Origin of the sequence: Pseudoteredinibacter isoporae (genome assembly GCF_040372805.1) — a bacterium.
Taxonomy (GTDB): Bacteria; Pseudomonadota; Gammaproteobacteria; order Pseudomonadales; family Cellvibrionaceae; genus Pseudoteredinibacter; species Pseudoteredinibacter isoporae_A.
Genome location: NZ_BAABWJ010000001.1, coordinates 1219139 through 1231213, shown reverse-complemented (window position 1 = coordinate 1231213; position 12075 = coordinate 1219139). Strand labels below are relative to the sequence as shown.

Sequence of the window (12075 nt, the reverse complement as noted above, 5' to 3'; positions counted from 1 at the left end):
CCACCCGAACGATCGCGAAGCTGTTGTCTCATTACGATTCTTTGCGATCTTCCAGACGTTGAATCAGCAGTCGGATGGCTTTCTTTCGGCGTCTCATTTTTTCGAGTTTTTCACTCTGCTCGTCTTTTGCGCTCTCGGCTTCAAGCTTGGCCAAGTCCTGCTTAAGTTCCTCGTAATCGTCTTTCAACTCCTGCAAGGATTGAGCGCGCTCGGCCTTGTCAAATACGATGGCTTCCGGCTCCGGTTCGTCACCCACCTTGGCACGATACCGAGGTTGCGGAATAAAGCTTTGCTCACCCACTTGACGCTGGTTCATGAAGTTAGGAGAAACAATTTCTACTCCAGCCCCATGCAAACTGTCCAACATATGCTTACGCAATTTACTGCGTGCGGAAAGCAACTGGCGAACGTTCTGTAAAAACCCCGCCACACGATAGCAGACCGAGAAATCACCAAGGTCCATAACGTAAACAAAAGGCTCTTCCAAACCCGCATCGACGGCCGCTTCCTTCAGTAGCTTTTCGATCGCGTGATGATCCAATTCATAACCCAGAGTCACTTCAGCCGTCACCACCGTACCACTGGCGTGCACCACTTTGACGGGATTGGCCGCGACATACACATTCGGCAAGGTGAGCAAATCCCGATCTTCCGTTTGGATTTCAATGTGAAATAAATCCTGCTCAGTAACCCGACCAAAATAATTATTGACTTGAATGAAGTCACCGGGCTTGAAGTTCTCCAGAGAGCGAATCATCAAACCGGCCATGGCATTGGCGGCGATCGTCGTTGAAGACAGTGTAATGATTGCCGTCAGCAGCAAACCCAACATGGTGAGCAGATTTCCCTGCAAGCTATCACTGACCGGCAGAACGATAATGACGCCGCACAGCGCCACCAGTACCACCAACAAAGTCATCCACTGACTTCGATAGCGAGCCCCTTCTGAGGGCTCACGACCTTTTTTGCTCAGATAAAACAGTAAAAGCCCGGCTATGGCCACCACCGCCAACAACGGCAGCAGTGGCGTAAGTAAATTGGGAAGTTGGGCTAAAAGTGATTCCAGTTTAGCCATAATCGTATCCTTTTACTGTGCTTCTCAGTGGCTCTTAATTTACTGAGCGGCGTTTAAAGCCTGGTCGATATCTGCAATGATATCGTCGATATGTTCAATACCAATCGACAGGCGAACCATTTCTTCACTCACACCGGCCGAAGCCAACTCTTCGGGCGACAGCTGGCGGTGGGTCGTGCTGGCCGGGTGACAGGCCAATGATTTGGCATCACCAATGTTCACCAGACGTAAAATCATTTGCAGGGCATCAATAAATTTACCACCGGCTTCGCGACCACCTTTGATGCCAAAACTCAGAATGCCCGACGCACGGCCGCCGCAAATTTCCTGGCAATTGGCATGGTGTGGACTATCAACCAAGCCTGCATAGTTCACCCAGTTTACGGCGGGGTGTTGTTGTAAAAATTCAGCCGCCTTCTGAGCATTTTCGCAATGACGCTCCATGCGCAGAGACAATGTTTCCAAGCCCTGCATGATCAGGAAAGCACTGTGTGGAGAAATCGCCGCCCCAGTATTACGTAGAGGCACCACACGACAGCGACCAATGTAAGCCGCCTCACCCAATGCCTCTGTGTACACTACGCCGTGATAAGACGGGTCCGGAGTGTTCATCACCGGGAAGCGCTCTTTATGAGCCGTCCAATCAAATTTACCGGAATCCACAATGGCACCGCCAATCGTGGTGCCGTGACCGCCAATGTATTTCGTCAGGGAGTGCACCACGATATGTGCACCCAACTCAAAGGGACGACACAAGCTTGGGCTGGCTACCGTGTTGTCCACAATCAGTGGTACACCGTGGGCATTCGCGATGTCCGCCCAACGTTTCAGGTCCACCACATTGCCTGCCGGATTGCCAATTGACTCGCAGAACAAGGCTTTGGTGTTGTCATCAATCAGCCCCGCAATAGCATCGAAGTTGTCAGCATCCACAAAGCGCGTTTCGATTCCCTGGCGAGGAAAAGTGTGGGCAAATAAATTGTATGTGCCGCCATACAATTGCGAGGTGCTCACAATGTTACTGCCCACTTCAGCAATCGCTTCAATCGCATAACGAATCGCTGCCATGCCTGACGCCAGAGCCAGGGCACCAATACCACCTTCCAAAGCAGCCAGGCGCTTTTCCAGCACATCGGTCGTCGGATTCATAATGCGGGTATAAATATTGCCCGGCACTTTCAGGTCGAACAGGTCCGCCCCGTGCTGGGTGCTGTCAAAGGTATAGGATGTGGTTTGATAAATCGGTGTGGTCGCTGAACGGGTGGTCGGATCACCTTCATATCCGCCATGCAATGCTATGGTTTCGGGCTTCATGTAAACTCCATGCTTACTTTTTGTTGGAATAGCCCTCTATTGTGATTGTTGCTGCCGCCCTGAGCAAGAGCGGCAGCAATCACTTACTCGTTTGTCTGACCGCCTTCAATCCATTTTGCAATTATCAGACCGGCCAATAACCAACTGATCACCGAATCGACGATCATCACCAATACATACGGCGTTGAGAAGTTCATCCAGTTCCAGTACGGAAAATGACCGACAAAACCAATGATCAAGCCCAGTAAACAGATATACCCCAGGCGTTGACCATACGACAGACCATGGGTCATTCGCAGCGCCACCACGACTAGAAATGCCGAAATGATGTAGCACAGCAAGCCTACCCCCAGCGTGAGAGGCATGTTGAGGTGATATTCGGGAACAATACTGGCGAACATGGACGCGCCACCTTCTTTGAAACCCTCTTCTTCAAAAGGCAGAAAATACATTCCCGCCTCAGGGGCCTGGGCTTTAATGCTCGCTTCCATCACGGCCTCATCGCTGAAACGGTGGGATACATCCTGATGCCAGGATAAAACCGTCCAGGAAATAAAACCCCAGAAAAACATAATGATGCCAGCCACAACACTGGCCATGAGAACTTTTTTCATCACTTAACTCCGCTTGTTGTTATTGTTAAACGGGCGTCGCGAACGACGGATACCTCACACCGCATAGCAAAGAGTCATAAATGCTTGTATATGAATCCAGTCAAACCTTAACAGGACTGGCTTTCATGTTAAAGTTAGCTTTTTTACTGCGGAAGCCCAATGAAATACAAAGATTTGCGCGATTTTATCAAGCTGCTCGAAAAGCGCGGTGAGTTAACGCGCATTACGATCCCCGTAGATCCCAAGCTGGAAATGACCGAAATCTGTGACCGGACCTTGCGCGCAGGCGGACCAGCTCTCTTATTTGAAAACCCCGTGGGTTCCGATATACCCGTGCTGGCCAATTTATTTGGCACACCAGAACGCGTCGCCCTGGGTATGGGCGAGGAAAGCGTCGAATCCCTCCGTGAGGTCGGCAAGCTGCTGGCCTTTCTGAAAGAACCGGAACCCCCCAAGGGTTTAAAAGATGCCTGGAGTAAAATGCCGATCTTTAAAAAGGTGCTCAACATGGGTCCGAAAGTGCTCAGCAAAGCGCCCTGCCAGGAGATCGTCAAACGCGGTGACGAGATCAATCTCGACGACATACCCATTCAAACTTGCTGGCCCGGCGACGCTGCCCCACTGATTACCTGGCCACTGGTGATTACCCGAGGCCCGAATAAAGAACGACAAAACCTGGGCATCTACCGTATGCAAAAGCTCGGAAAGAATCGCCTGATCATGCGTTGGCTGAGCCATCGGGGTGGCGCTCTGGATTTCCGAGAGTGGCAGGAACAACACCCAGGAGAACCCTTTCCAGTCAGTGTCGCTCTTGGGGCCGACCCAGCAACCATTCTGGGAGCCGTCACCCCTGTCCCAGATACTTTGAGTGAATACGCCTTTGCCGGTTTGCTGCGAGGGGATAAAACGGAAGTCTGTGAATCCACCAGCAATACTCTGCAGGTACCCGCCAGTGCCGAGTTCGTGCTCGAAGGTTTTATTTATCCGAATGATATGGCCGATGAAGGCCCCTATGGTGATCACACTGGCTATTACAATGAGGTCGATCGCTTTCCTGTATTTACAGTGGAAACCATCACCCACCGTAAAGACCCCATTTATCACAGCACCTACACCGGGCGACCGCCCGATGAACCGGCGGTTCTTGGGGTTGCACTGAATGAAGTGTTCGTACCCATTTTGCAAAAACAGTTTCCGGAAATTGTTGATTTTTATCTGCCTCCGGAAGGCTGCTCTTACCGTCTCGCGGTCGTCACGATGAAGAAGCAATACCCGGGTCATGCAAAACGCGTGATGATGGGTGTGTGGTCATTCCTGCGCCAGTTTATGTACACCAAGTTTGTGATTGTGACGGACGATGATGTGAACGCTCGAGACTGGAAGGATGTCATCTGGGCAATCACAACACGAATGGACCCAGCTCGCGATACTACCCTGGTTGAGAACACGCCCATCGACTATCTCGACTTTGCATCACCTGTCTCAGGACTCGGCTCAAAGATGGGCATGGACGCCACCAACAAGTGGCCAGGTGAAACCGATCGTGAATGGGGTGAAACCATTACGATGGATCAAAATGTCAAAGAAAAAATAGACGAACTGTGGGATCAACTGGGTATTGATCTACCCGAGCAGAACAAGAAACTCATCTAATCAGGAAAGCGGGAGTGTCTGCCAACCACAGCAGACACTCCCTTGATTCATTTAGGCGGGCTTTGGCAACGGCAGTTTGGACTGAACATTCGCTGCACTTTTTAAACCCTGCTGATAATACTGGGTACTCAACTCATGTTCGCCCATTGCGGCCAGTAGGCGACCAAGCTCCGCACAGGCTTCCGCACTGGGCTTTTGCTTGATGGAACCTTGATAATACTCTCGAGCTTTACCCCAAAGCTCATTGCGCAGGCTTAAACGAGCCAGCGTCAACAATAAGGCAGCATCAGCCGGACGTTGTTTTAACCAGTTCTCAGCCTGAATCAATTGTCGATCCAGATCCTCACCGGCCAGCAAACCGTACAAACTGATGAGTTCATCCTGCCAATCTTTTTGCAGGTGACGACGCAACAGATTCTCTGCAATAGCGTCACCATCATAACGACGTAATTGTTGCACATAAGCGCCAACCATAGCCGGGCGCTTTTTCACTTCTTTCGGCAAGTCTTCCCACACTTCCTGCAAACGTGCAATGGCATTTTTGGTTTGCATTCGACTGGCCTGCTCACCAGCCAGATCAATCAAGGCCAAGTAAAGCTTATCCGACAAAGCCAGGCGCTCTTCTTCACTGCCGACTTTATTGCGGTTCAACTCAGGCAACAGGCGTTCCAATGACTCCCAATCTTCAAGTTCAGTGTAGACGTTCCGCAAATACTCCAGCACCAGTACATTGCGCGGTGAAATTTTTCGGGCTTTTTCCAGCGTAGCCACACACTGCTCGTACTTCTTGGCCGAAAACTGAATGCGCGCTTGAGTAATAATAATGGCCAAACTGTCTTCGGAGGCAACCTCTTCGGCCTTGAGTAATAACTCATTGGCCTGGGTTTCGTCACCCAACTCATGGGCACTTCGCGCCGCAGCCAAGTAGTTGAGGACGGGGGCCTGAACATTATGCGCCGACTTGAGCAAGTCTTTGCGAGCGGCCTTAAAATCACCTTCAATAAATTCAACCAAACCTTTTTCAGCACGCTTTTGTGCCGCAGCGGCACTGCCGAATAAAATAAAGCCAGTGCTCTTTTTAACAAGATTTACACTGCCTTTGGAAATTTTGCTGGTCCAGCGAACCAATAACAATAACGTTACAATAAGAACAACGGCAAACCAGAAACTCATCTCAATACTGGTGTTCCCGAACGCAATTAGGACATAACCGCTATCGTGCTGAACCAGATAATCGAGATAAAAAATACCTGCGATAATCGATAACAAAATCAGCAGTTTAATCTTCCATGGCAATTTCATATCAAGCCTCCTCAGTCACGCTGGACTGCGGGGCTTGAGGCTGTGTGGATTTCACCTTGTGCAAGCGTTCAATATAAACTCTCAGTTGCTCGAGCGAAGAGGTAATATCGGGAAGAGGAACAACAATTTCCTGATTTTCCAACTCATCAAGCTCAGCAATGAAGGCTTCGATCTGACTGTTCGGCGGAAACTGAGTTTGCAACCACTCTCGAGCCTGTTGAATAGAGGTTTCGTAAATAACCTTCTCTTCTCTCAGCATCGCCAATTGCGCTCGCTCAATCATAAAACGCAGATTCAGTTTCACATAGGCTTGAGCTTCGGGTGGCAACAGTTTATTAACAGGTTGATTTCTTCGAATCTCTACAAAGCGCAGCAAATACTCATAAACTTTGGTCATGCCATCCTGAAACTTATGCAGCCACGTGACATTTTCAGGTAGAGTAGACTCTTCGATAGTGACGTTTCTTTCAACCATCGGAACACGCTTTGGCAACGTCGGCAAATTATCGATCTGCTTGGCCAAGCCCGCCATGCGTAAAAACAACCCATCACGATCCACTTTTGGAGCCAACTTCAAGGCCGCCAGGTCTTCACCAATGGCCTGGCGAATGGGAAACAAATCCACATCGTCCATCTCGGCCAGAATGTTATCCGCCGTTTCCAGCAAACCCTGGGCACCGGTTGTGGCCCGCTCGGTCAGCAAACGTTGATTGGCCAGACGCAAGAGATACTCAGCTTCCGCCAGCAACCAATCGTCACGACTGGTCGAGGAAATACTGATCAAACGTTTATTGTGTGCGTCCAAACGCTGATGTACCGCCTGCAGAGAATCTTGTACGGTTTGCGCCACTTCATCGGTGCCCGCAACGGATTCAGTCACAGATGCTTGTTCACTCTGAAGTTTCTGCAACTTCGCGGACTGGCTTTCGATCAGCGCGGTCATCTCAGCCTGCCGGCCTTTGTCCTGCTGCCAAAACTGCCAGCCGAAATAACCACCAGCACCCACCGCGCCACACAGTAATAACACGATAAACCAAATAAAGAAGCCGGCACCGGAGCGCGTTTCCTTCGCTGCCGCTTGAGCTTTTTTACTCTCACCGCTGGCCGGTTTCGCCGCCTTGGCCGGTTCCTCTTTCTTGGCCTCAGGCTTTTTATCCTCGGGGGCCTGCTTCTCCAGCTCGGGTTGTTGTTCCTCAACCTTGGCCTTTTCGTCGGCGGGCAATTGTTCTTTGTTGTCTGTATTGCTCATGTGAACTCCATTTGTGCAAGGTCACCCTAGCAGCGGGATTTTTAAAAATAGTTCGGTTTACGTCGGCGTTGCAGCCAACTGCTGCAACGCCCTCAACATAGCGGCTTCGCCAGCATTTCTGGCCGGATAAACCGTGTTGAAACCCAAGCCTCGGGCCAGTTCGGCCACCCTCTGGCTTGGGCAAATCAATTCATAGTCTTGCCAGGAGACCAAACCGGCCTCATGAATTCCCCGGTGCAGATTTTCCAGTGATTCCCCACTGTGCACCATAACGATCTTGCGTCCGGAGGCTTTCGCAAAAGGGCTCACTGACAAACGTTCAGCCAGACCTTCAGGACAAGCGCGTCGATACAATTCGCAATAGTCTACTGTAGCACCTCTTTGGCGTAATGCCTGGGCCAGGGTCTCTCTTCCTCCCTGCCCCCGAAAAATCAGGACTTTTTTATTACGCAGCTCCTGCAATATTGGCAGCGCCAACAACGCTTCGCTGTCCATCGCGCCCTGGGCCTGCGACATTTCGGCGAAGCCCATATTGGCGGCCGCCTCAGCCGTCGCAGTACCAATCGCCAGATAACGCTGCCCCATGGGGAGCTGGGGCCAGTATTGGTCAATCCAGGACCCTGCGTATTTGACGGCGTTTTGGCTAATAAAGATGACATAAGGGTAATGATCAAAATCCAAAATCCGGGATTTGATCGCTGCCACGGCCTGGGGCTCATCAAGCCCGACAATCTGCATGCAGGGCTCGTGGAAGCATTGGCCTCCCGCCGATTCGATCGTCTGCTGCAGCGATCCCCCTGCGTGCAGCGGTCGGCATAGGAGCACGTTCAGGCCTGTAAAGTTCATTGTGCCCATTACCTTTAAACCTAAGCTGAATTAGGCCCCATTAGGCCTGAACCGTATTGCCGTAGACCTTATCCAGAATATCTTTGGCACCCGCCGACAACAGGCGTTCGGCCATGGCCACTCCCATTGTCTCGCCAGCATCCTGTTCACCTTCCGCTTCCTCGAAGAGCATTTTGCTGCCATCCGGGTCACCGACTAAACCGCGCAACCACAACTTACCCTCTCGTTCGATGGCGAAACTCGCAATGGGCACTTGGCAACCACCTCCCAAGCGGCGATTCATTGCACGCTCAGCACGCACACAACGGGCGGTAGCTTCATCATGTAAGGGGGCCAACAGTGCACGGGTTTCATCGTCGTCCATGCGGCATTCAATCCCCACGGCACCTTGACCGCCTGCGGGCAAGCTCACTTCTGGGGCAATAAATTCTCGGATACGTTCGCCCATCTCCAGGCGAATCAAACCGGCCGCGGCCAGGATAATCGCCTGGTATTCTCCCGCATCCAGCTTGGCCAAACGGGTATTCACATTGCCCCGCAGGAATCGGATGTCGAGATCCGGACGCGCAGCCAGCAACTGACACTGACGGCGCAGGCTTGAGGTCCCAACGACCGCCCCCTCTGGTAACTCATCAAGCTTGGAAAATTCGTTGGAGACAAAGGCATCGCGAGGATCCTCTCGCGGGCAAATCACCTCCAACCCCAAACCTTCCGGAAACTCCATTGGCACATCTTTCATCGAGTGAACGGCGATGTCGGCTCGTTTTTCCAGCAGCGCGTGTTCCAGCTCTTTCACAAACAAGCCTTTGCCGCCCACTTTTGCCAGGGGAACATCGAGAATTTTGTCACCTTTACTCACCATGGGCACCAGACTGACTTCCAGTCCAGGATGATGGCGTTCGAGTTCAGCTTTAACGTATTCAGCCTGCCAAAGGGCCAAGGCACTCTTTCGGGTAGCAATGCGGATGGATCGGGACATGGGTGGGACACTTAATCAATAAATCAAGCCCCCATAATACCAGAGCAGAGAATTCGCTCCTATGTTTTAACTCAGACAAACTGCGCCACCAATCTGTACAAAAATTCAGCAGACAGGTTCTCAGAAAGGCTCTTCAAGCAGTACTTCCGTGGCCGAACTCTTTTCACTGGCGTCGCTCGCCAAGCTCTTCAGTAAACGATCGGCTGCTCGACGTCCATCACTGAGAAACTCTTCATTGGAACTCAGGGCCGCAAGCAGCTGTACATTAAACAGAAGACTGACAATACCCCAGGCAACTTCATTGCGGTCAGCATCACTGGCATCTGGGTAATCAACTCGAATCACCTGACACAAAACCAACACGAAGTTGCGATGCCATTGGGTCATTTGTTCTTTGATCGCCGGATACAAATCAACACCGGATACTAAGGCCTGCGCAACCAACACGCGTCGCCGCTCTTCATCGCTGGTATCGGTAAAAAAATAATCGAGCAATGCGAGGCTGGTGTTGGAGGACGGCATAGCCGCAAGAAATCGGCGAGCCTCTTCGCGGGAATTCTTTATGTAGCGATCAGCGAGGGCTTGAACCATTTTGTCACGGTTGCCGACATGGTAGCGCAGCAGGCTGCGACGCAAACCAGATTCTTCGGCAATGCGCTCGAGGGTTGTCCCCTCAATGCCCAGTCGAGCAACACATCTCTCGAAAGCTTCGAGTATTTCTTCTGTGCGTTCAGCTTTAACACTGGGTCGTGCCATTTGGTTTCGCCTCCCTGTCGAATTCAGATTGTTGTCGCGGATACTAACACAGGGATTTAGACGAAACATTATTTCAAGCCAGAGATAGAGACCTCAATCAACAAAAAATCTATCCCGAGAAACAACTGGCTATAAATAAAATGCCCTGAAGATATATTTACCTAAAAAACACACAATAAACTGTCAGAAATGAAAATTTAAACTCGAGTTGTTTTTCCTTTTTGGCAAACTACACACAGAAAAAACTCTGTAAATATCGATGCAATTACACCAATGAGACCACTTACAAACATGAAATACCCAACCCGAAAAACTCCACTCATGCATCGACGGAAATTTTTGAAGGCTGTAAAAACAAAAAAGCCTCGATACCATCGAGGCTTTTTTGCAGTGCTTATTCGAAAAAGAAATCTACATTTCAGCAAGCATCGCGCGAATTTTACTAACATGGCGACGGCTTACGATAGGTTTCTCCTCGCTATCACGCAAACGCATAACGTAATGTCCTTCCGGTGCACGTTCCATCCCTTCAATATAAGAGCGCGCCACCAAAGCATTACGATGAATGCGAAGAAAGCTGGCCTCAAACTCAGACTCAAGCTCCTTCAAAGTATCATCGATCAGCGTTTCCCCACCGCGATGATAAACCGTGACATACTTCTGATCGGCTAGAAAATAAAAGATATCTTCCAAAGGAATCAATTCAACACCACGTCGAGTCTTCGCACTGATGTGTTTGCGTGCATTCGGACGATCGGCTTTATTCATATCGTCCAGCGCTGCAATCTGCATGCGGTTTAATTTGCGCGCATTCTGCAAAACCTGCTCGAGCTGTTCTTGACGCACCGGTTTCAGCAAATAACCCACAGCCTGGGCCTCAAAAGCCTCAACAGCGTGCTTGTCGTAAGCCGTGCAAAACACCACTGCAGGTGGGTCTTCCATCGTGGATATACGCTTCGCAGCCGATAGGCCATCCTCACCCGGCATGGAAATATCCATCAGTACAACATCGGGGCCTGCGGCTTTTATCGCTTGAAGGGCCTCGTCTGCGCCAGCAGCCTGAGCGACGACCTCACACTCATCCATGCGGGAAATCATACGAACCAGCCGCTCTCTGGCCAGCGCCTCATCATCGACGACCAAAACATCCATGATTGTGCTCATTACTAAGATCTCACTTGTTTTTTACTGTGTTGAATTATAGCTATCGGCAGCAGCCTATAAATTCTTCAATTGGTAACGAATATTAATTGTGTAAAGTTCTTCGCTCTGCTCGATATTCCACTTTACCTTGTCGCCAAAATGCCCACACAGGCGAGCCAATACATTATTTAAAGCCAGCTGATTGCCGGATGAACGCGTATTTTGGGCGAGCGGGTTACTCATTATTAAGTGTAGCTCGTCATTCTGCATCAGCACCTTAATCTCAATTGTGCCGCCCTGCGGCAGATGATGAATACCATGTTTGATGGCATTTTCCAGTAATGGTTGCAGAACCAGGCTGGGAATGGGCATCGATCGGGCCTCTTCTGCCACATCCCACTGAGTATGTAAGCGCTCACCCATACGAAGCTTTTCCATCGCAAGGTAGCGTTCACAGAGCGTAATCTCATCGCGCACGCTCACCAGCTTGGGCTCCGCCAGGCTGGCGCGAAACAACTCACTCAGATCTTCAACCGCCTGCTCGGCTTTCTCAGGATCGACTTCAATCAAACAGGCAATGGTATTCATACAGTTAAACAGAAAATGCGGCTGAATACGCGACTGCAGTGCCTGTAATTGGGAATGCAAATGGGCCTGTTGCTGATTGCGGTATTGCTGCTGCAAATACATATAACGTAGGCCAATTCCCGTGATGATCATCGAAATCAGTAAAAACTGCCCCAAGTGCCAGTAACTCAGCTGCAATACATGGCCATACTGGGCGATCACAAAGCCGAAGAAACTGAGGGTCAACAACTGAACAATCAAAAAGCAGCTGATGCCTGCAACGGCCGGATGGCGCTGGTTCAACCATTTGGCCATCAAGGCCAACACCAGCAGGGACGCCAGAGCGATCCACTGTACCGCCAGAGAAACCATCCCCAGCTTCTGCCAATCGAAGGCTTGCAAGCCAAAGGCTGCCAGGCTGAGAACAATCGCCAGTAATTCACAGACCAGCACAATGCCCAGAGCCACAGGTGGGCTTTTTAAATCCGGTAAAAAATCGCCTTTGATATCCAGGGCTTCGTTGACCCCTTGTTCCAGAGGGCGCTTTTTATTCTCTATCGTAAACAAACTGTCTCCT

At 50.5% G+C, this 12075-nt stretch carries 11 protein-coding genes; 1 reads left to right on the top strand and 10 read right to left on the bottom strand.

From position 1 onward, the window contains the following. Positions 1-31 precede the first annotated feature (31 nt). The 3 genes from ABWW03_RS05485 to ABWW03_RS05475 all read right to left on the bottom strand — a co-directional run bounded on the left by ABWW03_RS05485 (position 32) and on the right by ABWW03_RS05475 (position 3003). Positions 32-1075, bottom strand: a complete 1044-nt coding sequence (locus tag ABWW03_RS05485; RefSeq protein WP_353406872.1) for a mechanosensitive ion channel domain-containing protein — start codon at positions 1073-1075, stop codon at positions 32-34. A 39-nt stretch (positions 1076-1114) separates the two neighbouring features. Next, positions 1115-2389: an O-acetylhomoserine aminocarboxypropyltransferase/cysteine synthase family protein gene (locus ABWW03_RS05480; RefSeq protein ID WP_353406871.1), complete on the bottom strand. Its 1275-nt coding sequence runs from the start codon at positions 2387-2389 to the stop codon at positions 1115-1117. Positions 2390-2472: 83 nt separating this feature from the next. Then, on the bottom strand, positions 2473-3003 hold the full coding sequence (locus ABWW03_RS05475; protein WP_353406869.1) for a hypothetical protein: 531 nt from the start codon (positions 3001-3003) through the stop codon (positions 2473-2475). Positions 3004-3162: 159 nt separating this feature from the next. Here ABWW03_RS05475 and ubiD point away from each other — a divergent pair, with 159 nt between their 5' ends. Beyond that, the gene (gene ubiD / locus ABWW03_RS05470) at positions 3163-4656 is read left to right on the top strand and encodes a 4-hydroxy-3-polyprenylbenzoate decarboxylase (protein ID WP_353406867.1); all 1494 of its coding nucleotides are present in this window, start codon (positions 3163-3165) and stop codon (positions 4654-4656) included. Between the two features lie 51 nt (positions 4657-4707). Here the strand turns inward: ubiD and ABWW03_RS05465 are convergent, their stop codons facing one another. The 7 genes from ABWW03_RS05465 to ABWW03_RS05435 all read right to left on the bottom strand — a co-directional run bounded on the left by ABWW03_RS05465 (position 4708) and on the right by ABWW03_RS05435 (position 12065). Further along, on the bottom strand, positions 4708-5958 hold the full coding sequence (locus ABWW03_RS05465; RefSeq protein WP_353406866.1) for a heme biosynthesis protein HemY: 1251 nt from the start codon (positions 5956-5958) through the stop codon (positions 4708-4710). Between the two features lies 1 nt (position 5959). Continuing rightward, complete coding sequence (locus tag ABWW03_RS05460; protein WP_353406865.1) at positions 5960-7207, bottom strand: uroporphyrinogen-III C-methyltransferase; 1248 nt, start codon at positions 7205-7207, stop codon at positions 5960-5962. 57 nt (positions 7208-7264) lie between these two features. Continuing rightward, positions 7265-8053 carry a uroporphyrinogen-III synthase gene (locus ABWW03_RS05455; RefSeq protein ID WP_353406863.1) on the bottom strand — a complete coding sequence of 263 codons (789 nt, stop codon included), beginning with the start codon at positions 8051-8053 and terminating at the stop codon, positions 7265-7267. A 40-nt stretch (positions 8054-8093) separates the two neighbouring features. Then, on the bottom strand, positions 8094-9032 hold the full coding sequence (hemC, locus tag ABWW03_RS05450; RefSeq protein WP_353406861.1) for a hydroxymethylbilane synthase: 939 nt from the start codon (positions 9030-9032) through the stop codon (positions 8094-8096). A 120-nt stretch (positions 9033-9152) separates the two neighbouring features. After that, positions 9153-9788, bottom strand: coding sequence for a TetR/AcrR family transcriptional regulator (locus ABWW03_RS05445; protein WP_353406859.1), 636 nt, complete (start codon positions 9786-9788; stop codon positions 9153-9155). Positions 9789-10199: 411 nt separating this feature from the next. Further along, positions 10200-10952: a LytR/AlgR family response regulator transcription factor gene (locus tag ABWW03_RS05440; RefSeq protein ID WP_435372741.1), complete on the bottom strand. Its 753-nt coding sequence runs from the start codon at positions 10950-10952 to the stop codon at positions 10200-10202. Positions 10953-11006: 54 nt separating this feature from the next. Further along, positions 11007-12065: a sensor histidine kinase gene (locus tag ABWW03_RS05435; protein ID WP_353406858.1), complete on the bottom strand. Its 1059-nt coding sequence runs from the start codon at positions 12063-12065 to the stop codon at positions 11007-11009. Positions 12066-12075 lie beyond the last annotated feature (10 nt).